Below are 24,482 nucleotides of genomic sequence, written 5' to 3' on the forward strand. Positions count from 1 at the left end.
AATATGATTATGGATACTTTTCTTAGCACTATTCCACGGTCTTTCAAAGAACGATTGTTGTTTGCAACCTGATGTGTCAGAAAAATCATGGCTTTAACCATTATTTAATGGTGGGAAAGTTGAGTTATTAATTAAATTGAAAAAGAAAGAGTTTAGGATTTGTTTAATTTTATACCTCCTGTTTGTTTAATGTGATTTGACATTATTATCACATAAATAATCAGGAGGTATTTTTGTGAAGATTTGTAATTCGTAGATGTAAACCAAACCAGATATACGGAGGTCATGTAATGAATATTAATACTAAGAAATTAGCAAAAACGGCCATTCCTTTTTTTCTAACAATATTCCCGTTTGTTTTTAGTTTCCTTATTGAGGAGACTTTCGAAAATGCAATTCAACTTAGCATTATGGCAGTCCTAATAACATTTATTTTGTTTGCCATTATCTTCAAAAGAAGCTTTTGTGGTTTTTTATGCATGGTAGGGGCGCTGCAAAGGGGTGTTGGATATATAGGATTCAAGCTTTTAAAAAAAAGGGTCACAGTTCCTGCAACACTCGATAAATATCTTAGAGCAGCGAAATACATCATACTTGCAGGTTTTGCAGTATTATCCATTGCAAGCGGCAAGTTACTGCTACAAGTCAGTGTTGACGATGTGTTTGAGCAATATAACATAATACCTGGATTAGCCTGGATAAGTATTATGTTGATGTTTGTAACAATTATTGGCTCATTCTTTATTGATAGATTCTTCTGCAAATATATCTGCATACAGGGTGCAGTCGCCGGAATTGCAGGTCGGTTTAGCCCCAGTGGTATCGTCCGATGCGAAGATAAGTGCATCAATTGCACGTTATGTACAAAGAAATGTCCCTCAAATCTAGAGGTGCATAAAATGAAGAAGGTAATATCGGCTGAATGTTTTGACTGCCAAAAATGCATTGCTGTATGTCCAAAGAAAGGGGCATTAACTAATAGTTTTGCAGGTAGAAAAATCCCCTTAGTTTTGCTTGTAGCAATGGCAGGAATGCTTTACATGTTGTTAACCTATTTAATAACGCTATTTTTATAGATGGTGCTATGAGCAGGTGTCGATCCATTTCTTTAACAATTAAGAATGATAGAAGCAAAAGGGTGGAGAAATAACAGTAAGCCTATCCAGGCGACTTTATCTGAAATATTAGCTTCCGCCAAGGGGATACCAGATGTGTACGACATCTTTTTTGGATCCTCAAGGCATACGGAAGCCGTAATCCTGTTGCAACGTGTGGAACGCTGACGCTGCAAGGCTTAGCGGGATTGTCGTAAGAGATATGCTTTGACGTGAGTGAATTTCCTCGCTGCGTCTTTTCTTTTTGGTAGAATATTAATGGGTGTCTCATTTTATATAGATGTGAAGGACAATGAAAAATGTAAGGATTATACCTGCTAAACCCAAAGAGAATAAAAAGCTCAAGGTTGCCGCTTACTGCAGGGTCAGTACCTCCGGGTCGGAGCAACTGCGCAGTCTCGAGATTCAAATAAGTGCATACACGAAGATGATAAAAAGCCATCCCAACTGGATTTTTGTCGGTGTTTATTATGATATTGAAAGCGGGCTTCGCCGAAGCGGCAGAAAAAGTCTGGACAAGCTGCTCAAAAAAGCGGCTAAAGGCAAAATTGATTACATCATCACAAAGTCAATCAGCAGGGTATCAAGAGATACGCTGGAGATATTGAAGATTACAAGATTTTTAAGAGAGCGAGGGATCAATATGCATTTTGAAAATGAGAAGCTGGATTCAATTGAAGCGGATAAAGAATTCGAAATTACGCTTAGGGGTATGCTGGCACAGGACGAAAGCCGAAATATCAGCGAGAACATCAAATGGGGAATTCAGCGCAAGTTTGAAAAGGGCGAGATATTGACGAAGTATAAGAATTTCATGGGCTACACTTGCGTTGACGGTGAGATAGTCATTGTGCCGGAACAGGCAGAGGTGGTAAGAAAGATATTTGACTTATATTTACAAGGCCTGACGTTAGGACAAATTAAGGATTATCTGGAGGCCCAAGGAATTAAGACTGTAACGGGCAAGGAAATTTGGGATACAAAAACGATCCAGAGGATGTTAACCAACGAGAAATATAAGGGCGATACAATGTTTCAAAAGACCTTTACTGAGGATTTTATGACCGGAAAGAAAAGCAAAAATATCGGACAGCGGAACAAGTATTATGTAAAGGATAGCCATGCCGCCATAGTTTCTGCCGAAATTTATGACAAGGTTCAGGAAGAAATGGCGAAACGTGCGCGGCTTGTTACCAGCGAGGATGGCACAGTAGAAATCAGCGGAAGTAAATATAATGGCAAATACTTTCTGGGAAATTTGCTCGTGTGCGGAGATTGCGGAGCATCTTATCGTCGGAGAACTGAGCGGGGCAAGGTAGTCTGGCGCTGTGCGACAAGGATTGAAAAAGGCAAAGATGCTTGCCCTCATTCCCCCACCATGGATGAAGGATGGATACAGGATGTTCTGGCAGAAGCTGTTTGTGAGAATGGGGGTTATGATGAAGGTATAATCAGGAATAAAGTTGCTAGAATTCAGATTTATAATTTGTATACTATGATTAGCTATAAAAATGGGGAGCAGACTAAAATCTGTTTTTGATATATCCTTGCATTGTTACATCCAAACTAATAAAATAATATTTGTATATTTTACCAATTTATATAAGGATACTAACGATAGGATACCGTAAAACAATGGATTATGAAGAACTTTATAGAAAATACCAAAAGCTGTTGGAAGAAAATAAAAGGCTGAAGGTTGAAAATGAAGATTTCAAGATTCAGCTTGGGTTGGTATTGCCCTTATTCGACAATGAAGTTCATGCAATGGAAGAGGAAAAAGACCTTTCAGACCAATTTAATAGCTCTGAACGAGTAACCAATAATAGTTCTCCACAGGAAAAGATTAATCTATTCATGTCGTTGTTCAGAGGCAGGGATGATGTATATGCTAAAAGATGGCAGAATAAAGAAGGTAAATCGGGATATTCTCCAGTTTGTCTGAATGAATGGGCTAAAGGGATTTGCGGCAAGCCGAAAATCAAGTGTTCCGACTGTGAGAATAAAAAATATGCGATTCTTGATTCCTCTGCAATTGATAATCATTTAAGAGGTAAGGCAGTATACGGTGTTTATCCTATGCGGCCGGATGAGACCTGCAGCTTCCTTGCGATGGATTTTGATGACGATGGTTGGCAGAAAGATATAAATGCATTAAGAAATACTTGTACCGAAAAAAGTATTCCCTTTGTCGTTGAACGGTCGCAATCCGGGAACGGTGGCCATGCGTGGTTCTTTTTCAAGGATCAAATCAGTGCGGCAACGGCCAGAAAATTTGGCACACTGCTTCTAACCCATGCCATGTCAAAAAGGCATGAGATTAAATTTAGTTCATATGACCGGTTGTTTCCCAATCAGGACACACTCCCCAAAGGCGGATTTGGGAATCTGATCGTATTGCCTCTGCAAGTCAACGCACGAAAAAGTGATAACAGCGTATTTATTGATGAGAAGTTTCAACCCTATAGTGATCAGTGGCATTTCTTAAGCTCTGTTCGGAAGTTAAGCGAAGAGGAAATAAACGGGTACATTTCCCAGCTTGGCACCGGTAATGAATTGGGAGATTTAAGGCAAATTGAAGACGAAGAAACGAAGCCATGGGAAAAGACGCGGATAGACAAACGGTTATGTAAAAACGATATTCCGGATACTATTAACATTACAAAAGCCGACATGCTATATGTTCGCAAAGATGGATTCTCTAATAAAGCCCTAAATATGATGAAACGCCTGGCGGCCTTCCGTAACCCTGACTTTTATAAGGCGCAGGCTATGAGATTGCCGACATTTAATAAGCCCAGAATAATTTCTTTGTCTGATGAAACGCCGGATTATCTTTGCCTTCCAAGAGGATGTGCGATTGATTTAATAAATCTGTTTGAACCGATGAATTCTGAAATTAAGTGGACGGACGAAACCGTTTCCGGTAAATTTATCAAGGTTCAATTCAAGGGACATCTTCGTGATGAACAGGGGGATGCCGTTTACTCAATGCTGCAGCACGATAATGGGGTTTTAGCCGCAACCACCGCATTTGGGAAGACAGTAATAGGGGCAAAACTAATAGCTGAAAGAAAAGTCAACACGCTTGTACTTGTTCATACACAGCAGTTATTGGAGCAGTGGCAAGAGCGATTGAACCAATTTTTGACGATTAATGAAGAGCTGCCTATCGATCCCATTAAAAGACGAGGCAGGAAAAAGAGCCGTAGTATTATTGGACAGCTTGGCGGCGGCAAGAAAAATTTAAGTGGGATTATTGATATTGCGATTATGCAGTCATTGGTGAAAAGCGACGACGTAAAAGATGTTGTCCAGGATTATGGCATGGTTATTATTGATGAGTGCCACCATGTACCGGCATTCAGCTTTGAGCAGATTCTTAAAAACGTTCCGGCTAAGTATGTCTATGGATTGACAGCAACCCCGGTGAGGCAGGACGGTCATCATCCCATCATATTTATGCATTGCGGCCCGGTGCGGCATAAGGTTGATGCTAAAGAACAAGCTGAAAAAAGACCATTTGAGCATTATATTATTCCGCGTTTTACGCCATTCAGAAAACCGGTAAGCCAGGACGAGAAAGAGTGGTCTATTGGCGAAATCTATTCTCAAATCAGTACCAGCCAAATACGGAATCAGTTAATTGTTGATGATGTCACTCAATGTGTGAAAGAAGGGCGAAATCCTATTGTCTTGACAGAAAGAACGGCTCATGTCGAGGCAATCGCCAGGGAATTGTCAAGAGTAATGCCAAACGTTATTGAATTAACCGGAGGAATGACTGCTAAAGAAAGAAGAATCAAGCATGAAAAGCTTTCAAGCATTCCGACGGATGAGAGTATTGTTATTGTGGCCACCGGTCGGTTTGTCGGCGAAGGCTTTGATGAACCAAGGTTGGATACACTTTTTCTGGCAATGCCGGTTGCTTGGAAAGGAACAGTGCAGCAGTATGCCGGACGGCTTCACCGCTTATATCAAAACAAGAGTGAAGTCCAAGTTTATGATTATGTGGACGTTCATGTCGGTGTGCTTGAAAGGATGTACCATAAGAGACTTAAAGGATACTCTTCCATAGGATATTCGGCCAAAAGCGACAGTAAGCCGTTTGAAGCTACGAATGCTATTTTTGATAACCATAGTTTTATGACGGTATTCAGTAATGATATTTCTTCTGCAAAATCAGACATTGTTATTGTCAGCCCTTATATGACAAAAAAACGTCTGAATCAGATGTTGAATATCCTGTCTTCCGGAATTAACAATGGGGCCAAGCTGACCATAATCACCAGACCGGAGGGCGATTATAAGGAAAAGGACAGGTTGGCATTTTCAGATATGATTAATGCCGTACGATTAACAGGAGCAAACCTTATTTTTAAATCAAATATACATCAGAAGTTTGCGGTAATCGATCAGAAGATTGTATGGTACGGAAGTATTAACCTTTTGAGCTTCGGCAGTTCGGAGGAAAGCATAATGAGGCTGGACAGCGTTAATATAGCGAATGAACTGGTGGGTACGATTGAAGAAATGCTATAGATATTAACGGGTGTGATTACAAAATGGAAAAAATATGCCTGCATTTTTACATTGCATACAGAACATATGTTTGGTATAATTGTCTATGAAAAGTTATGGTTGGTATAAAAAGGAGGGATATGTCACGTGGGCGACATATCAAAACAAAGTAAGATCATTCTTTACCAGACTGACGAAGGAAAGATAAGAGTCAATGTCTATTATGCAGAGGAAAGTTTTTGGCTGACCCAAAAAGCCCTGGGTGAGCTTTTTGACGTGGATAGAACGGTAATCACCAAACATTTGAAGAATATATTTACCGAAAATGAATTGAAAGAAGAAGCAGTATGTGCAAAATTTGCACATACTGCCGAAGACGGAAAAACATATAATACCAACTATTATAATCTCGATGCTATTATCGCTGTTGGCTATCGGGTCAACTCCAAAAAAGCTACGCAATTCAGAATTTGGGCTACTCAGACTTTGAAAGAATATATCGTCAAAGGATTTGTATTAAATGATGATATGCTCAAAAACGGCAGGCCATTCGGTAAGGATTATTTTGATGAACTTTTAGAACGCATCAGGGAAATCAGAGCTTCTGAACGCAGAGCTTATCAGAAGATTGCTGATGTTTTTGAACAGTGCAGTAGCGATTACAACTCCAATTCCGAGGAAACGAAAATATTTTATGCCTTTGTGCAAAATAAAATGCACTTTGCCATAACAGGAAAAACTGCCGCCGAAATTATCCATGGACGGGCGGACAGTGAACATCCAACCATGGGATTGACTACATGGAAAGCGTCACCTCACGGCAAAATTTTAAAGAGTGATGTGAAGGTAGCAAAGAATTATCTTAACCAAAATGAGTTGGATAGACTGAATAGAATTGTGACAATGTACATTGATTATGCTGAGTTTCAGGCGTTAAATCAAAATATTATGACAATGAAAGACTGGCTACATATCACTGACGAGTTTTTAAAGTTTAATCGTCGCGAGGTTTTAAAGGATTCGGGAAAGATAAGCCATGAGGATGCCATGGATAAGGCAAAAAAAGAATATGAAAAATTTCGTGTAAGGCAAGATGAAAGATATATTTCAGAATTTGATAAAACTATGGAGAAGTATTTAAAGGGAAATACGAAACAATAATATTCCCGAATATTAACCATACGAGGTAATGGTGATGCAAATTGATGAATCTACAAGTAGACCTGATAGCATTGTGCAGATCATTACTTTGTCTTGAAACTGAATTTTTTCCTCTTAATTCCATTTTTGTAGTATAATTTCTCTATGAAAAGCTAATTCTTGTCGAAAAGCATTCCTGTAATGAATGAAAATGATCTTTGAGAAATAAACAACCCCCTGCTATGATTTAAGTGTGCCTGACAAACGCACAAAAATCACAGAAAATCAGGGGGATGTAAGCAGATGAAGAACCGTAACAATATTAAATTAGAAGCAATAACACCTAAAACACTAATAGTGGGAGTAGACATCGCCAAAGAAACGCAGTGGGCCCGGTTCGTGGATTATCGTGGCATAGAATTGGGGAAAGCCCTGAAATTCCAGAACGATAAAACCGGCTTCGAAACTATCTTAGCAAGCATCGAAACAATTTGCAAGAACAAAAGACTTGACGACGTAATCGTAGGAATGGAACCCACAGGGCACTACTGGAAACCGCTGGCCAACTATCTGTTGATGCAAGAAGTAAAAGTAGTCATGGTTAATCCCTACCACACCAAAAAAGCCAAAGAGCTGGATGACAACAGCCAGACCAAGAGCGATAAGAAAGATGCTCTAACCATAGCGAAACTTGTGCGTGACGGCAGGTATTACGAAGTATATATGCCCCAAGATATATTCGCGGAACTAAGAGTGCTGTCAAACGCCAGGATCAGCCTCATGAAGCGGCATAACGCTTTAAAAAACACCATCACAGCAGTAATGGATGAATACTTTCCTGAAATGAAACTCGTATTCAAAAATGCATTAAACGGGAAAGCGTCCATGCAGATATTAAAGACCTGCCCATTCCCTTCACTGATACTTGAATTGGGAGTTGAGGGAGTACTTGCCGAGATAAAGAAAGCCGTCAAAAAGACAGTAGGCAGGAAAAAAGCTCAGCAGCTTGTAGAAACAGCCCAAAACTCCATAGGCGTGAGTTATGGAACAGCGTCGTCAAAATTGAAATTAGAGTTAATGATCGAGGAATTGGAATTACTAACAAAGCAGCTCGAACAAGTGGAAAGCAAAATGGAACTGGCTCTGGCAGAGACAGGAATCGGGGAAATCATTCTCGGCATCCCCGGTATAGGAGTGGTCACCGCAGCAAGTTTTTTAGGCGAGATAGGCGATCCGCTGAGATTTGACCATCCGCGTCAGATAAGCAAAATGGCCGGATACAACCTTGTTGAAGACAGCTCCGGCAAGAGTAAAAGTGGAACAGCAATCTCCAAGCGCGGAAGGAAAAACTTGAGAAGTATTTTATACCGGATGGCCATGACCATGGTTGCAGTAAACAAAGAAATGAAAGAACTGTACCTTTACCTGAAAACGCGCGAAACCAATCCGCTTAAGAAAAAGCAAGCACTTGTTGTTATTTCCGAAAAAATAATAACAGTAATATACAATCTGGTAAAAAAGCAAACAGAATACAAGGCAGAATTAGTGCTTGGGGAATGCAGAAAGAACCAAATCAGCAATCAAGCTGCTTAAGCCTAAAAGCGGCTTAAGCAACCCATTACAAGGGTTTTGGTTACGTACTGGATGTCAAGGGTAAATAAACGGCTGCGCCGCCCTTGACATCCGATAAGGCAGTGCCTATGGCGCAGCAAAGCAAGAAACATGAAACACGCCGATAAAGCGGAGATAAGGAGATCACCTCCATTAGGGCATGACCCAGCACCAAAGCTTAAACGCTATCTCCGTTTTTATCCATAAAACAGAACGAAGGAATGTAAGGGCATAGACCCAGCGAGTTATGATAGGGTGAGTTTTGGATAACACCGGCGAAAGTCATGTAAAATATTGCATTTTAAGAGATAATGCGATTGGCGGAGCAATCTGTTGATATATTTCAAAAATTGAGATAGGAGGTGAAAAATATGGTTTACGCAAAGCCTGTGATATTGGCACAAAGTACTGTACAGATGGCACAATGCACACCCAATAGTAAACCGAGTGGAAGACCTTGTAATCCACCAAAGCCAGGTGGACGATAATGGACAGTTTAATCAGGCGACGATGTTATAAATGAAAACTCGTCGCTTGATTACTAAGGAGAAATTGTAATGTTTTTCAAACAAAAATCTAATATTATATTCAGAAACTATGAGTCCTTCGGGTATGTAACGGACAATAGGAATTTCGGATATAAACGAACTGATGATAACAAAAACAACATCGGAGATAAAATTCTATCGGAAAGTGGGGCTGTATTTTTTTCTGCTTTAGGTAGAAAACCTCAAACCCTTGATGATCTCGCCAAAAAAATAAATAAGCAATTTACAGATGTTGACATTGAAATAATTAAGAATGATGCCAGAGACTTTTATTTTATGCTTGAACAGGATGGATTTATTGTATCTGGCGAAACAATTCAGGAATGCGAAAAAAGAGACACAAAGTTTTCGTACAAAATACTAGAACCTGAGATAATAAAAAAAGATTATTCTCCGACTATTATGCATCCTGAAAAATCCTCACAGGAATTTTTAGAAGAATACTTTAAAGACAAACCTCAACTTACAAATTTACACATAGAAATTACAAGCAAGTGCAACGAAAGATGCGTACATTGCTATATTCCACATGAGAATAAAGTAAGCGATATCGAAGCTGATTTGTTTTATGATGTTTTAGAACAATGTAAAAATATGAGGTTATTGCATTTAACATTAAGTGGTGGGGAACCAATGTTGCACAAAAGCTTTTGCGATTTTTTAAGAAAATGCAAAGAATACGATTTTTCAGTAAATGTCCTTAGCAATTTAACTTTACTTAATGATGAAATTATCAAAGAAATGAGAACAAACCCTCTTTTAGGCGTTCAAGTCTCATTATACTCAATGGATTCCAATATTCACGATGAAATAACCCAAATGAAAGGAAGTTTTAAAAAAACAAAAAATGCAATTTTGAAACTTATTGAAAACGATATACCTTTACAAATAAGCTGTCCAATAATGAAGCAAAACAAAAACTGTTATGATGATGTTAAAAATTGGGCGAAAAAACATAAGATTCATGTCGGAGATGATTATGTCATCATAGCAAGATATAATCATACAACACAAAATCTTAGTAACCGTCTGTCCATTAATGAAATCAGAGAAGTGATTAACGATATTGTTGTGATTGATACAAGTTATATGGAGCAAATGGAAAGGGAAGCGGAGAAGAAAAAGAATATTACATCAAACGATTTTGTTTGTAGCGTTTGTCATTCATCCATTTGCATAGCTGACAACGGGAATGTATATCCATGTGCTGGCTGGCAGGATTATAATATTGGTAATGTAAAAGAAACTTCTCTCGAAGATATTTGGAATAATTCTGAAAGAATACAATATCTAAGAGGCTTGCGAAGAAAAGATTTTCCTAAATGTATTCAATGTCCTGATAAAGATTTTTGTACCATGTGTATGGTTAGAAACGCAAATGAAGACCCTCTGGGGGATCCTTTAGCAGTTAATGAGTATTTTTGTGATATCGCAAAACTTAATAGAAAAATGATGCTTGAATGGAAAGAAATGGGCAATTAAAAGAAAGACGAGACAGATTAATTAGAGAGGGTATGCCGTTTAATTATTGATACTGCGGAGGGAATAAGCTCCTCTTGGGAAAGCAGCGATTTGCGAACACCAGATGATATCTGTATCGAGGTACAAACCTCTGCCTTGTGCTAAACAAAAAAACGATAATCAGAAATCTATCAGTTTTATCAGCTTGTACGTGTGATTAGCCTTGGTGCCAGCAAAAGTAATTTCGCTGGTCTGAGCAGAACAATAAACCATCAATATAATATGGGTGTAAGCAGTCAAGTAAAACCAGCAACTTTTCGCCACAAACCATACAACATTTTAGCATTGAGTAATTGTCTTCCTGTGTTGAAGTCTGTAGCTGTTGCCTGTCATGTTTAAAATCTCGCAGTGGTGGATAAGCCGATCTAAAATTGCAGTTGTTATCGTCGCATCACCTAAGAAGTCAGCCCATTCATCAAAACCCTTGTTTGAGGTAATAATCAGTGATGTTTTCTCGGACATGGAGGACACAAAGCCGAAGAACAAATTTGCTTCTGTAGTAGATAACGGCATAAAACCAACCTCATCAATAATAACCAGGGCTGCCGAGTTGAGTATTTTAATGCGTCTCTTACTGGCTGTTGAGATTTGTGAGGTTTTCAGTGTAATCATGAGTTCATCCAAGGTCGTAAAAGCTACGGCATAACCCAAGTTTAAAGCCTGTACCGCTAAAGATAAGGCCAAATGTGTTTTTCCGATACCGGGTGGCCCCAAGAAACAAATGTTGAACGCTTGCTCGACCCAAGTCATGTCGGACAGCCTTAGCATCTGCTCTCTGGATACGCTGCGTTGGAATCCGAAGTCAAAGGTTTCCAAAGTTTTTTCGGCGGGTAGATTTGCTCTTCTTCTACGAATTAGATTTTGTTTTTCCGTCCGAAGACGTTGTTGCTCTGAAAGGAAAACCTCAATGCTTTCCAGAGGTGTGAGATTGTTCTTTTTAGCATAAAGGTTTTCTAAATCGACAGGGGCCAAATGCAGTCCAGACACCAATGCATTGACACGTTCAATCCGTTCATTCATGGCTGCCACCTGCCTTTGCATAAACGTCCAGAGAGCGTTTCTCAGTGGTTACATGGTACTTGCTGTTGCTAACCGGAATAGCATTGAGGACGATTACTTGTTTTGGCTTGGCACTGTGCTCTAAAAAATCCTTTACATAAGTTATTCCGTAGAGTTTGCTCACCTCACAATATTTGATGGCATTTAGCACGTCATCAATCCCATATTTATCGCATAATGTTTGCAGCAGACGAAACTGATCACGGGCATAGCGCGCTTTTTCTGTTCGGATTGTCTGCAGAAAATCTGTTGCCTTGAATAATAACAACGCATCAACCGTATTTTGAGCTTTATCCATCGAGTCGGTAACATCTCTGGAGTGACTGGTGCTTTTTATTAATTGACCTCTGCCGGTTGCGATTGGATGTTCACAGATAAACTCACCGAAAACGGTCATAATGATCAATCTTTCACTCTTCGCCTCAATGCTGACCTCTTTTTGCTTGTTGTATGTACCAAGAGGTAAAGAGTATCGGTTACTGTCGTAAACGATGGTGTTATCTTTTCGAACGTTCCTGTAGATGGTTACATCACTGTTTGATCGTATGTCCAGCAGGGGGCTAAGGTGTTCTCGTTCATCCTCAAACACTTTAGCCGGTATCTTTTTAGTAGTACCGTGAGTCTTGGCGTTGCCGGTTCTATCCAGCCAATTCAGGAACGAATTGTTGAGAATGTCTTCGTCAGCAAAGAGTCTGTTTTCCAAGAAATTATATTTGATGTACTTAACGACATTTTCGATCTTACCCTTGCTTTCCGGATCAGCTGCGCGGCAAAGGTATACTTTTAAATTGCATTCCTGCCGAAACTTCTCAAACTCAAAGGTATGAATAATATCTCCATAGTTTTCTGAAACACTGACAATGCTATCCTGATCAAATACCAGCTCCAGCGGCATTCCTCCCATGTATCTGAAGCACTCATGGCAGCTGCGAACCAGATCGCTTGTTGTGAATGCGCGAGTTTGAAAGAAGGCCCATTTGTAACGGGCATGAGCGAGTACGAAGGCTGCGAAGCGAACCTTTACACGTCCTCCATCAATGGATTGCATCCACTTTTCACCGAAGTCCACTTGTAGCTGCTGACCCATTGGGAGCTCTTCTACAGCCTCATAATCCCTGGGATGGTTGGACTTTTTAAGATTGTATTTATCTCGTAATCCTTTGACATAACGGCTGACAGTACGTTCTTTGATATATTCTTCTCCATAATGCTCTTTGAGCCAATCGCATACTTGCGCAGCTGTCATTGTTGGATATTGTCTCAGCCAGCTGATGATAATTTCCTCATATTTTGAAAGTAACAGCTCCCGGTTAATGCTATACAACTGTATGGCAAATTCATCCGCCGTCAGATTCCAATACCGTGTTACGGTTTCCCGATTTATGTTCAGCTGCTTGGCTGCTCGAGACCGAGTGAATCCTATCTCCTTAAGTTGCTGTATCTGTTTATACATCTTAAATCCTTTCATTCTAACAGCTCCTGACTTCTTTGTTAGTTCTATTCTAACAAAGTACGAGAGCCGTCTTTGATTTAAGTTGTATGGTCGTTGGCGAAATGTTGTATGCTTTGTGGCAGAAACTTGTATGCTTTCATTGGCGTAAAATGGTATGGTTTAGTTTACCATTCACAATGGGGATATAAAAAGATGTTTTTTATAAATAAAAAGAATGAAGACAGAAAAAAACAATTAAAAAGTATTCTTGGTATAGCTCAAAGAATTATTGATAAATCGGAAACATCCGATAATTTTCTACACCCAATTTACAGATATATTAATGGAATTGGTTTATCGGTTTTGCAGAGACTTCTAATGCAACTTTTTACAGGACAAGAAGTTGACGATGTAGAAGTATTGTTTATTGATTTGGGTCGTGATGTAAAAGACAACAATAATGAATATATATACAAAAGCGTTTCTATCGAAAATAATGGAGAAATGTCAATAAGCTTAAAAGATAACTTAGTAATTCCAGTCGCTTGGAATATCGATAGATTTGAAAGTGCTATAACAAGAATAGGTGCTGATTGCGAGGATCCATTTGAATTTGATAAATTGAATCATAGGTCAATATTATTTTTACCTATTGGCATTACTATTGTTTATAATGGTAATCATTCAATCTTAAGCGGTATTATAAAAAGAGAAGGCATTATTCATCCAACAGAGGTGGTTGACTTAGCTCCGTTATACGAAAAGGCTAGATTTGATGGAATCCACTACAGGGATAATGAAAGTAACCAAGTTATCCAAGAGGTCAGGAACTTTGAATTAGGTGCTATATATGAAATTGGTAGATTGTTAATCAAAAATGATATCTCATTTTTGGGTTAAGCAATTACCAATAGGCTTCAAGGAGATAGGGGAAAATGTCAGATTACCTGGATAATATTTATGATAGGCATATCACTAACGAGAAATTGAAAGTCGGCACAAAATATGAAAGACTGGCTGCTGTGGTTTATAAGATTTTTGAAGAAGATGATGTAGTAATCCACGACTTACGTTTAAGAGGCAAAGGAAAAACCGCCGAGCATCAGATTGACGTTACAATCGAAAAGCAAGGTAATAAAAAAAGAATTTTAGTTGAATGTAAGGATTATAACGACATTGTTGGAATTGGCATCATTCGCGATTTTTATGGAGCTGTCGCTCAAATAAAACCTGATGATGCAATAGTCGTTACAACAAAAGGGTTTACTAAGGGAGCAGTAAAGTTTGCCAAAGATGAAAATATAAAGTTGGCTATTCTCAAAGAGTTTAATGAAGAGGATTGGGAGGGAAGATTAAGGCGACTGTTTTATTAATATGAGGATGATCTTTATGGATACACCTCGCATTACAGCTTGGCTTATAGCTGATCCTTCTCAGCGGGATGAGATAACTGCAGCATTAGGAAGCAATTTTGGAAACGAGCAAAAAACGGATACGACTGAAACATATTTTTATAACGAGAATGGTGATGAGACTGAAACATTCCAGCAAGTTTTGTCTCCAATATTTAATTCATTTAAAAGGGTTACGGGCCAAACAACAAAGGGTAAATATGAGTTTGAGGAGATAAGATATATTAATCTGTGTGGAGTTACAGTTCCGGTTCGCGGCTTCGACTATGAATTTAACAGTCACGAATCAGTATGTACGACAGTAATCGACGAGGGAGCCAAAGTAGCGACTCTTCTTTATAAAATGCTCGATGGAACTATAGATACAGTTATTTTCGATCAACAGCTTGAAAAGTGGACCTTTAATAAAGATGGTCAAGTAATTTTCAAAGAAAAATAGATATCTCAGGTAATTGTATCAAATAAAGCATTCAAGAGGACAACACGCTTTTGAATGTTTTATTGCTTGCAATTTTACATAGGTTGTAAAGCAAAATGCAGTCATTGATATGGCAAAATTCAACCTGCAACTGGCTGTTTCTGAAATACACGTAGCCGTCAAGGGGATACCAGAGATGTGAGAAGATATTCTCTCTTCTAGTATAATTAGAATCGATATTTGGGGGGGTGATGGAATGTATCAATTAAAAAAGTGTGCGCTTTGCGGCACTGAAACAGAGCTTGAGCTGAGTCACATCGTTCCGAAGATGGTGATGCGCGCTTTGAAGAAAACTGCGGTCGGTAATATCAGGAACATGGATAATCCGAATGTCCCTGCACAAGATAGCGAAAAGCACCATATGCTATGTGCCAGCTGCGAGGACTTATTCAGTGAAAAAGAGACCTACTTTGCAAACACCCTGTTCCATCCGTACCAAAAGAAAGAACGCATTCAGTTTGATTACGATTCCAGATTACATTACTTTCTGACATCCTTAAGCTGGAGAAGCCTCTATTTGGATCTGCTGGATTTTACGGGGAACCATGTAGTCGGCCTTGATGCCTTTGAACATCTGATTTCCTGTGAATGGAACATGCGGGAATACCTCCTAAATAAGCGAAGCGACATCGGAACAATCGAGCATCATATTTTCTTTTTTGAAAAGATAAAAGAAATATCCGGTAACACAGAAGTGACCTGGGTGAGACCACATGCCACTTTCCACAGAGGAATCCAAAGCTACACCTTTTGCTATGAAGACGATCGGACATATGGAACCATCACAAATATGATGGGCATAATGCTAATCACGCTTTACAGTAAAGGAAGCAGGGAAAATTGGGATCGAACGCAGATTGTAAATGGCAACGGGCGTATTGAGGCAAAAGATCAGCATATCACAAGCGTGGTCGGAAACGAATTTACAAACATACTGAAAACGGCGCAGGAAGCTTCCGATTCCATGAGCGACAAGCAGAAGGAGAAAATCATCGAGAATCTGAAGGCGAAGGCAGGACAAGTTAAAAATTATCCAATATTTCAGGATTGGATTAGCGACCGGGAACTGGACAAGGATTAGTTGAACCGATAAACTTTATATTGTCGGTTGGCGAGGATAAACATTCAGATACCTTGTATTATGCTATTGTCGCACTTATAGAACTTCTTCACGCTAAAAGCTATGCAGCCGCCGCTCTGGTACGGTTATGTTATTTAATGGTAAATGCGGATAGTAATACGAAGGCATTAATATTGCGGTAGGTTTCAAAAATGAAATATATCAAGACCGATATAGGACAACATATTTTGCAAAATGGACGTACAAGCAATCAATACTTCGTAAAAAAACTCGCAAATAAAATCACGGAGTCAATAGGTATATGAATGAAAAACTTTTTGAACTAATCAAACAGGTATATACAGAATGTCGGGAAGCCGAAAGACTAAAGATTGCTAACTACCTTGAAAAACAAGGGTTTAAGGTTAAAAAGCGTGGCTCCGCCGGAAAAGGTCTGAAGGAATATAAATCCGGCGGTCGTTTAAATAAGCCCTTCGATCTATCTAACTGGAAATGGATTGAAATAACAAAAGACGGTATAGAATTTTTAGTATCTTTGCAACCTCCAGATAAAGACCCGAGTAGTGGGAACCATCATGTTCTAATGGATCGTATAGGAGTGTGTTCCAACGAACATTGGATAATCACAGATATCGACTTGCCAATGGATGAAAAGTCGCTTGATGCTTTAGTGGAAATTATAAATGGTTGGAACTAAAATTGTAAGCAATAAAACCTTCAAGAGATGAACACGCTTTTGAAGGTTTTATTGCTTACAATTCATTTGAACTGTAACGCAAATTCAGACGCTAAATTTGCAAAAAAATGCCCTAACCAGGCGTCTGCTTCTGAAAGATGCCTCCCCGCCAAGGGGGTACCAGAGGAATACGGCATCTTTTTTGTATCCTCAAGGCATGTGGAGGTAATAATCCTGTTGCAGAGGCTGAAACGCTGATGTATAAAGGGTTTAGGAGGACGAACACAGAAATGTGTTTTTGACGTGAAGGCTATCTTTCACGTCTTTTGTTTTGTAAAATGTAATTGTATGGGTGTCTTATCCAGTTTATGTTTACACAAATAAAAGGTTGAGATGAAGAATGTTCGAATCATACCGCCTAAACCCAAAGAAAATAAAAAGCTCAGGGTTGCCGCCTACTGCCGAGTCAGCACATCCGGGCCAGAGCAGATGCGCAGCCTTGAGATTCAGATAAGCGCATATAAGAAAATGATAAAAAGCCATCCCAACTGGCTATTTGCCGGTGTGTTCTATGATATCGAAAGTGGACTTCGACGAAGCGGCAGAAAAAGTTTGGATAAACTGCTCAGGAGAGCAGAAAAAGGTAAAATCGATTACATTATCACAAAGTCAATCAGCAGGGTATCGAGGGATACGCTGGAGGTTTTGAAGATTGTAAGATTTTTACGAGAGCGAGGGATCAATATGCATTTTGAAAATGAGAAACTGGACTCAATCGAGGCAGATAAAGAATTTGAGATTACGCTGAGGGGCATGCTGGCACAGGACGAAAGCCGGAATATCAGCGAGAATATTCAATGGGGAATTCAGCGCAAGTTTGAAAAGGGCGAGATCTACACGAAGTACAAGAATTTCATGGGATACACTTGCGTTGACGGTGAGATTGTCATAGTTCCGGACCAGGCAGAAGTAGTCAGAAAGATATTTGATTTATATTTGCATGGCCTGTCACTGGGACAAATAAAGGCTTATCTGGAATCTCAGGGGATTAAAACAGCAACAGGCAAAGATGATTGGAATGTGAAAACGATTCGTGACATGCTAAAGAACGAGAAATATAAAGGCGATACCATGCTTCAAAAGACCTTTACCGAGGATTTTATGACCGGTAAGAAAAGAAGAAATGATGGGCAGCGAAACAAGTATTATGTGAAAGACAGTCATCCAGCTATTGTCTCTGCTGAAGTATTCGACAAGGTTCAGGAGGAAATGGCCAAGCGTTCAAGGGTTATCAGTAATGAGGATGGCACCGTGGAAATCAGCGGCAGTAAATATAACGGCAAATACCTTCTGGGGAATTTGCTTGTATGCGGCGATTGCGGCGCATCTTATCGAAGAAGAACGGAAAGAGGCAAAGTTGTTTGGCGCTGCGCGACCCGGATTGAGAAAGGCAAGGAGGCATGTCCCCATTCCCCTACTCTTGATGAAGGACGGGTACAGGATACTCTGAGTACGGCTGTTTGCCCGAACGGAGTTTATGATGAAGGCATAATCAGGAATGAAGTTGATAAAATCCAGGTTTTTGATGCATCTATCCTGGTTATCTGCAAGAATGGGTCACAGGAGGAAAGCTCATTCTAGAATGACTGAATCTGTGATATACTAATAATTATTAATAAGAATGGAGGGTAAAGCCTCGACAAAAATTGATTGGGGTAAAGTCCAACGCAGAAGAGACAAGCTGAGAGGCTTGTTTTATGCTTTGCAAGGTCTTTTTGTTTAGTATCGTTTGAAATGAATATGAACAAAAAAAGACAGCGGTGGGCTATTTAGCGGATAACCGTTTAAATTTGTGGTGGGCTCGAGTGGGTAGCGAGCGGATTGACAAAACAGCAGATCCGGAGCTTGCTATTGACCGAGCTTTGGAAACTTATCTCAAAAAGGGATATTCTCGTAATTGGATCAACCAGCGTTTGAATACAATTGAAGTTCGAAAGAAACGGATCGATGAATGGGAAAAACGCTACATAACAGATAAACGTGATTTTGCAATTTTAACTGATGAGATAACGCAGGCATGGGTGGGTAAAACAACGAGACAAGTCACAGTGAGGTTGTATGCCTGTTGCAACGTGGTGAAATAGAATAGAAATTAGCAAAAGCCGTGAGTTGAAATCAGTTCACGGCTTTCTTTATATTCTTATATTTGGAAAAAAGATTATTATGAAAAATCTTAGAAGAAAATATAAGTATCATAATTTGCAAAGCAAAATATAATGACTTAAACAATTTTTGTCCCACATATGTACAATTTGTCCCGCTACATGATATAATAAGAAAAGAAATTGGAGGGCCGATATTATGAAAAAGCAAAACGTTTTAAATTTAATAAAATATCATGTTGAAAGAAACGAGAATGCTTTTAGAAATGAATCCATTAATATAGCAAGATACTTTGATAGTATTGGTGACTATCAGTTAGCTGAATATATTATGAGTTTAATTTCAGAATCAAATTTGTATACGCCTCAAAGTAGTGATTTTGTAAGTGAGTTTTTAAAGCAATTAGATACTAGAGGGATGGAACCACTTAATTTACCTATGGAGATATCTGGTGATATAAAAGGTATTATTAATGCTGTAAATCATAATGTAGGAATTAACAAGTTTTTGTTTGAAGGGTTGCCTGGTAGTGGGAAAACAGAGGCTGCTAAGCATGTAGCTCGGTTACTGGATAGAACATTGTTTTATGTTGATTTTGATAACTTAATTGACAGTAAATTAGGTCAAACTAATAAAAATATTACAAGCGTATTTAATGAAATAAATATGATTCCACATTCAAATAAAGTTGTTATTTTATTCGATGAAATAGATGTAATTGCATTGGATAGGATTAATTCTAATGATGTACGTGAAATGGGCAGAGTTACTTCAACTATTTTGAGAGAACTCGATAGGTTGACTGATTTAAATAAAGAAATAGTAATTATTGCAACAACAAATTTATATTCAAATTTTGACAAAGCATTAACAAGGCGTTTCGATGCAGTCATTAATTTTAATCGATATAGTAAGGAAGATTTGATTGAAGTTGCTGAGTATTACTTCTCATCTTTTATTAAAAATTTTAAAGGTATTTCAAAAGATACAAGGTTATTTAAAAAAATATTGAAAGCAACAGATAACCTACCGTATCCTGGAGAACTAAAAAATATTATAAAAACATCTTTAGCATTTAGTGATGTGAATTTTGAGCATGACTACTTAAGAAGACTTTACAATAATCTAATCGGTAATCTCGAACAAACTGACATTACCCAACTTCATATACAAGGTTTTACAGTGAGAGAAATAGAAAAACTTAAAGGGGAATCTAAAAGTGCTGTATCAAGAAAGCTGAATAAGGAGGAAGATCAAGATGAATAATGTACTAGAACTGAAAGGTAAGCGATTTGTTCAAGCTTCAAAAAGCGGCAATGGCGGAGGAGCTGCCCTGAACAGTAAAAAAGTAGTGTCAAGTGAGCAATTGCTTAGACTGAAATCTAAACTAGGTCAAATTAAAGAGTTTTGGGAACTAGAAAAAAAACCTTTTCAAGGCATCTTAATTAGTGTTTATTACAATAAAATAGTTGCAAAAAGTAATCGGATATCTGGATTGTTTAGAGGAAAAGACTCTAATTTTGCTATTGTTGGGGCTAAATTCAATGGCGAAAAGAGTAAACATATAATTACTTATTTTCTAGATATTATAGATTTAGATAAAAGTATTGATTTGCTTTCTAAAGCAAGTGATGTTTTAAACTCTAGGTTTCAAGATGGTATAAATAAAACTATTTTTGATGACAATAAAATAATCGATAAAGTTCCATTTAAACAATTTTCAATGAGCAAATCTGTTTTTAAACAAGTGGTAGCGGATGTTTCATATATCGATGATTTTGAGGTGGAGATGGCCCCCCCCCAACTCAAGCAAAGCATTATTACAATATATAACACCGGTACAGATACAAAAATATTATTTAAAAATATAGGAATTGATATTCTAACAAGTAGAATACTAGATAACCAGACAGTATTTTTAGACGAAAATCAGTTAAAGCTTTTATTTGAAAAAGCTCCTTACCTTGTTTCAATGGCAACGGTGGATTTAGCAGAATTATCCCCCGAAGATTTTATTCAAGAATACCAGCAGGGTATGTTGTATATCCCTTCTCCGAGCATTGAACCAACTATTGGAGTCATTGATACCTTGTTTGATAAACGTGTTTATTTTAGTGAATGGGTAGAATATTATGATATGGTTGATGATAATCTTCCGAAAAGCACAAATGATTATCGTCATGGTACGGCTGTGTCTTCGCTTATTGTAGATGGTGCTAGGTTAAATCCATGGCTGGATGATGGATGTGGTAGATTTAAAGTACGCCACTTTGGTGTTGCAACTGGCTCAAAATTCTCATCTTTTACAATTATAAAGCAAATAAAAAATATTATTGCTAATAATAAAGATATAAAAGTCTGGAATATTTCACTTGGGAGTAATCAAGAAGTTAATGATAATTTTATTTCCGCAGAAGCTACGGTATTAGATCAAATTCAGTATGAAAATGATGTTATTTTTGTTGTAGCAGGAACAAATAAACCTAGTGATGATATTGTGAAAATTGGTTCGCCTGCTGATTCAATAAACAGCATGGTTGTGAATGCGGTGACTAGGAAAGGTCTATCAACAAAATATGCAAGAAAAGGGCTTGCATTATCATTTTTTGCAAAACCTGATATTAGTTATTATGGCGGGAGTGAGGAGCAATATATTCAAGTTTGCGAACCGTTAGGTGCAGCAAATGTTGCTGGTACTTCGTTTGCTTCTCCTTGGATTGCCCGTAAATTATCCTATTTAATTGATGTTTTAGGTTTGAGCAGAGAAGTTGCTAAAGCAATGATTATTGATGCTGCAAGAGATTGGAATGAAAAGCCAACTCCGGAAGAAGTCGCTCTTTATGGACATGGTGTTGTGCCTATCAAAATAGACAATATTGTTCAAACAAAAGAAGATGAGATTAAATTTTTAGTATCTGATGTAAGCGAAAAATGGAACACTTATAATTATCATTTCCCGATTCCGATTAAAGATGATAAATACCCATATATCGCAAGAGCAACCATGTGTTATTTCCCTATGTGTGATAGAACGCAAGGTGTTGATTATACTAATACAGAACTTAATCTTCATTTCGGAAGAATCAATAATCAGGGAAAGGTAATCGATATTAAAGGTGATAAGCAAAATCAAGAGGAAGCATTAAATACCGAGAAAAACTATCTCCTAGAAGGTGAAGCAAGAGACAGATTTAGAAAATGGGACAACGTAAAATATGTTGCTGAAAGACCTAAAGATAGAATGATGCCCAAAATATCATATAATAATAAAAATTGGGGGATGGAAATTAAAACAAACAATAGATTAGATCCAAAAGATGGAATGGGGATTCGTTTTGGCGTTATAGTTACATTGAAAGAAACTAATGGTATTAATAGAATTGACGAATTTATAAAAAATTGCACTTTAAATGGTTGGCTGGTTAACAGAATTGATGTTAAAAATAGAATTGATATTCATAAAAAAGTAAATGAAGATATTGAGTTTAAGTAAAATCCAGTTAATTTATTTCAGGTAGTATATTTGATCATTCTTATATTGTTCTTAAATTTGTATCATATATTTCAGTAGAGTTTGCGCTGTATATCACCATAAAGCTGGAAGAAAAGAGATGAATAATCTTTGTTTTTTCTTAAAAATACACTTCCACCAAGGAACCAATGGGTCTTCACGATATCATTATTGTATCCTCAAGGCATGTCGAAATTTGTTGTCTTTTGTCGAAAGAATAAGTGAAGTATACATATCATAGCAAATATCGTATTCAATTGGGCCATTTTACAGTCATAAACGATGCGCCGATAGGCAAATCCGTTCCTTTGACTTGTGGATATCTCCCCTTTTTCTGAGGACAACTTTTTTCTGTGTATACTTTTTCAGTATTTTTGAGAAATTTTATTATTTTTAGCCAAGCCGACTTCGTATTTTCAAAATCATTATAATGCTCTTGCACATGCGTATGATAAAATTCCAGCTCAGTCAATATAGCTTTAAAGTCATCATTCTCAAAATAATCACAAATTTTAGGGATGACATTTTCTAAGTTCTTTTTCATTTTTGCGATTTCTGTCTCGTAATTAGCTCTTTGCGTAATATAAAGCAAGAGAGGCTTGTATCTGATCCAGCCGATGGAGGCTTTTAAAAACCTCTCGGTATTTGCGTATTTCGGCGTATCCGGACAGGCATTCCGGAGGCATCCGGACACCGTTCCGGAATTATCCGGACAGTAAACCGGGAACATCCGGACACTTTGTCGGTTAGTTGTTCATGTAATTTGTAGTAGCCCCAATGCCTTGAAGCATACCCCAAATTATGGATATGGTCAACAAGAACCTTCGCCGTCGTGGTTGTGGAGAGTGTGGTCAGGCTCTTTTAAGGAATACCCCATGCTGCCTGTCCAAGCTTTGTGGTCAACCTGGAGCGTAAGCGCAGGGTTGTCCCCAAAGCGGCACTATCCACAACCTGTTTTCTAAAACGACAGATCCTTGATCATCTTTTTGGCAGTCACTTCTCTCATAGATATTTTGGAATCCAAAGGCAGGATGTACGCATTATGAATCACACGGTCCATAATGGCATCAGCAATTGTTGGATCCGGGAACAGATCATACCACTGTGTATGAGAAACCTGGCCGGATAGCACCATAGAACCTTTGTTGTAACGGCTTTCAGCGATTTCCAGGATGTCTCGGCTTTCTTCAAGCGAGTAAGCTTTCAGACCAATGTCGTCTAGGATCAGGAGCTTGATGTTTTGAAGGCTTGACATATACCGGCTATACCGGTTTTCCTGTTTGGCTTCCTGAATTTCTAAAAGTAATTCAGGCATTCGGAAGTATTTAGCAGGATAACCCTGCCGACAGGCACTATTCCCTAAGGCGCAGGCGATGTACGATTTACCGCTTCCCGTTTTGCCGGAAATTACAACGTTAAGTTTTTGTTCGATGAAAGCGCACGTCGCCAGGGTTTGGATAACCTTTTTGTCAATAGTACGATCGACGGTGTAGTCGATATCCTCAATGCAAGCATCCATGCCAAGCGTAGCCTGGCGCAAGAGCCTCCCGATCCGGGCATTTTTCTTTGACAACCACTCGCGTTGTAAGCGCTTAACAACAGAGTGCCTTATGTAAAAAGGTGATCCATGTGATAATAGACTTCAAAGTTTTCAGAGTTTTTCAAGTTTTTCAAGTACTCTGAAATACGATAGTGGAGGGATCACAATGGATGAAATAACCCCAGTTAAAATCCAGTTCCGTATGGAACAGTGGGTGCGGTTGATTAAGGAATTTCAGGCTAGTGGTATGACCGTAAAATCTTGGTGTCAACAGAATAATATAAGTGAATCGGCATACTACTACTGGCTGAAACAAATCCGCATGAAAGCATATTTACATCAACTTCCGACTACACAGCCTGAAAACAAGAAGCCCGTCGAATTTGCAAAACTTCATGTGGATACATTAAGAACTGGTGCTGCCGTCATCATTCATCTTCCATCCGCAACGGTTGAAGTCAAGGAAGGAACATCCCAAAAAACTCTTGAAGCCGTTTTGCTAGCTTTAAAATCTCTATGTTAGGAGACATTACAGCAGCAAAAGAGATCTACATCGCTTGCGGTTATACGGATATGCGTAAATCTATTGACGGACTAGCAGCCCTTGTCCAGGAAACCTTCGGCATTGATCCTTTCGCATCCAGTCTCTATCTGTTCTGTGGCAAGCGTCGGAA

General features: G+C 38.5%; 20 protein-coding genes and 1 pseudogene. 17 read left to right on the forward strand and 4 right to left on the reverse strand.

The features are described from left to right. Window positions 1–290: 290 nt before the first annotated feature. The 6 genes from OKX56_RS13450 (at window position 291) to OKX56_RS13475 (ending at window position 10,417) form a co-directional block, all read left to right on the forward strand. Complete coding sequence (locus tag OKX56_RS13450; RefSeq protein WP_068884122.1) at window positions 291–1,076, forward strand: 4Fe-4S binding protein; 786 nt, start codon at window positions 291–293, stop codon at window positions 1,074–1,076. Between the two features lie 331 nt (window positions 1,077–1,407). Next, window positions 1,408–2,655: a recombinase family protein gene (locus OKX56_RS13455; protein ID WP_019226665.1), complete on the forward strand. Its 1,248-nt coding sequence runs from the start codon at window positions 1,408–1,410 to the stop codon at window positions 2,653–2,655. 95 nt (window positions 2,656–2,750) lie between these two features. Beyond that, the gene (locus OKX56_RS13460) at window positions 2,751–5,657 is read left to right on the forward strand and encodes a TOTE conflict system archaeo-eukaryotic primase domain-containing protein (protein WP_019226666.1); all 2,907 of its coding nucleotides are present in this window, start codon (window positions 2,751–2,753) and stop codon (window positions 5,655–5,657) included. A 126-nt stretch (window positions 5,658–5,783) separates the two neighbouring features. Continuing rightward, window positions 5,784–6,797 carry a virulence RhuM family protein gene (locus OKX56_RS13465; RefSeq protein ID WP_019226667.1) on the forward strand — a complete coding sequence of 338 codons (1,014 nt, stop codon included), beginning with the start codon at window positions 5,784–5,786 and terminating at the stop codon, window positions 6,795–6,797. A 282-nt stretch (window positions 6,798–7,079) separates the two neighbouring features. Then, window positions 7,080–8,369 (forward strand): IS110 family RNA-guided transposase, encoded by a 1,290-nt coding sequence (locus OKX56_RS13470; RefSeq protein WP_287896860.1) that lies wholly within the window; start codon window positions 7,080–7,082, stop codon window positions 8,367–8,369. A gap of 575 nt (window positions 8,370–8,944) precedes the next feature. Beyond that, window positions 8,945–10,417 carry a radical SAM/SPASM domain-containing protein gene (locus OKX56_RS13475; RefSeq protein ID WP_287896861.1) on the forward strand — a complete coding sequence of 491 codons (1,473 nt, stop codon included), beginning with the start codon at window positions 8,945–8,947 and terminating at the stop codon, window positions 10,415–10,417. A gap of 318 nt (window positions 10,418–10,735) precedes the next feature. Here the strand turns inward: OKX56_RS13475 and istB (OKX56_RS13480) are convergent, their stop codons facing one another. Together istB (OKX56_RS13480) and istA are read right to left on the reverse strand one after the other, a co-directional pair. Continuing rightward, the gene (istB, locus tag OKX56_RS13480; protein ID WP_025206014.1) at window positions 10,736–11,476 is read right to left on the reverse strand and encodes an IS21-like element helper ATPase IstB; all 741 of its coding nucleotides are present in this window, start codon (window positions 11,474–11,476) and stop codon (window positions 10,736–10,738) included. After that, window positions 11,469–12,983 carry an IS21 family transposase gene (istA, locus tag OKX56_RS13485; protein WP_025206013.1) on the reverse strand — a complete coding sequence of 505 codons (1,515 nt, stop codon included), beginning with the start codon at window positions 12,981–12,983 and terminating at the stop codon, window positions 11,469–11,471. The genes istB (OKX56_RS13480) and istA overlap by 8 nt, the downstream gene beginning before the upstream one ends. Window positions 12,984–13,076: 93 nt before the next feature. Between istA and OKX56_RS13490 the strand changes: the two genes are divergently transcribed. The 9 genes and pseudogenes from OKX56_RS13490 (at window position 13,077) to OKX56_RS13530 (ending at window position 22,250) form a co-directional block, all read left to right on the forward strand. Then, window positions 13,077–13,847: a DUF6710 family protein gene (locus OKX56_RS13490; protein ID WP_025206012.1), complete on the forward strand. Its 771-nt coding sequence runs from the start codon at window positions 13,077–13,079 to the stop codon at window positions 13,845–13,847. Between the two features lie 35 nt (window positions 13,848–13,882). Next, window positions 13,883–14,320: a restriction endonuclease gene (locus tag OKX56_RS13495; RefSeq protein WP_025206011.1), complete on the forward strand. Its 438-nt coding sequence runs from the start codon at window positions 13,883–13,885 to the stop codon at window positions 14,318–14,320. Window positions 14,321–14,336: 16 nt separating this feature from the next. After that, window positions 14,337–14,798, forward strand: coding sequence for a hypothetical protein (locus OKX56_RS13500; RefSeq protein ID WP_025206010.1), 462 nt, complete (start codon window positions 14,337–14,339; stop codon window positions 14,796–14,798). A 235-nt stretch (window positions 14,799–15,033) separates the two neighbouring features. Further along, the gene (locus OKX56_RS13505; protein WP_025206009.1) at window positions 15,034–15,918 is read left to right on the forward strand and encodes a hypothetical protein; all 885 of its coding nucleotides are present in this window, start codon (window positions 15,034–15,036) and stop codon (window positions 15,916–15,918) included. A gap of 301 nt (window positions 15,919–16,219) precedes the next feature. Then, window positions 16,220–16,615 carry a hypothetical protein gene (locus tag OKX56_RS13510; RefSeq protein WP_025206008.1) on the forward strand — a complete coding sequence of 132 codons (396 nt, stop codon included), beginning with the start codon at window positions 16,220–16,222 and terminating at the stop codon, window positions 16,613–16,615. Between the two features lie 372 nt (window positions 16,616–16,987). Then, window positions 16,988–18,235 carry a recombinase family protein gene (locus tag OKX56_RS13515; RefSeq protein ID WP_025206007.1) on the forward strand — a complete coding sequence of 416 codons (1,248 nt, stop codon included), beginning with the start codon at window positions 16,988–16,990 and terminating at the stop codon, window positions 18,233–18,235. Between the two features lie 212 nt (window positions 18,236–18,447). Then, window positions 18,448–18,696: pseudogene (locus OKX56_RS13520) on the forward strand (hypothetical protein); the annotation flags it as partial. A gap of 259 nt (window positions 18,697–18,955) precedes the next feature. After that, window positions 18,956–20,023, forward strand: a complete 1,068-nt coding sequence (locus tag OKX56_RS13525) for an ATP-binding protein (protein ID WP_025206005.1) — start codon at window positions 18,956–18,958, stop codon at window positions 20,021–20,023. After that, entirely contained in the window at window positions 20,016–22,250 is a 2,235-nt protein-coding gene (locus tag OKX56_RS13530; RefSeq protein WP_287896866.1) for a S8 family peptidase, read from the forward strand. Before OKX56_RS13525 ends, OKX56_RS13530 begins: the two co-directional genes overlap by 8 nt. A 271-nt stretch (window positions 22,251–22,521) precedes the next feature. Here OKX56_RS13530 and OKX56_RS13535 read toward each other — a convergent pair whose 3' ends face one another. Together OKX56_RS13535 and istB (OKX56_RS13540) are read right to left on the reverse strand one after the other, a co-directional pair. Continuing rightward, window positions 22,522–22,812 carry a hypothetical protein gene (locus tag OKX56_RS13535; RefSeq protein WP_144284052.1) on the reverse strand — a complete coding sequence of 97 codons (291 nt, stop codon included), beginning with the start codon at window positions 22,810–22,812 and terminating at the stop codon, window positions 22,522–22,524. 414 nt (window positions 22,813–23,226) lie between these two features. Continuing rightward, the gene (gene istB, locus OKX56_RS13540) at window positions 23,227–23,880 is read right to left on the reverse strand and encodes an IS21-like element helper ATPase IstB (RefSeq protein ID WP_287896870.1); all 654 of its coding nucleotides are present in this window, start codon (window positions 23,878–23,880) and stop codon (window positions 23,227–23,229) included. 94 nt (window positions 23,881–23,974) lie between these two features. Between istB (OKX56_RS13540) and tnpA the strand changes: the two genes are divergently transcribed. Next, entirely contained in the window at window positions 23,975–24,331 is a 357-nt protein-coding gene (gene tnpA / locus OKX56_RS13545; RefSeq protein ID WP_025206002.1) for an IS66 family insertion sequence element accessory protein TnpA, read from the forward strand. Then, the coding region (gene tnpB, locus OKX56_RS15005; protein ID WP_353737774.1) for an IS66 family insertion sequence element accessory protein TnpB at window positions 24,325–24,482 on the forward strand (158 nt) is incomplete at its 3' end. The genes tnpA and tnpB, both read left to right, overlap by 7 nt.

This window comes from Dehalobacter sp., assembly GCF_030063005.1.
GTDB classification, from domain to species: Bacteria; Bacillota; Desulfitobacteriia; order Desulfitobacteriales; family Syntrophobotulaceae; genus Dehalobacter; species Dehalobacter restrictus.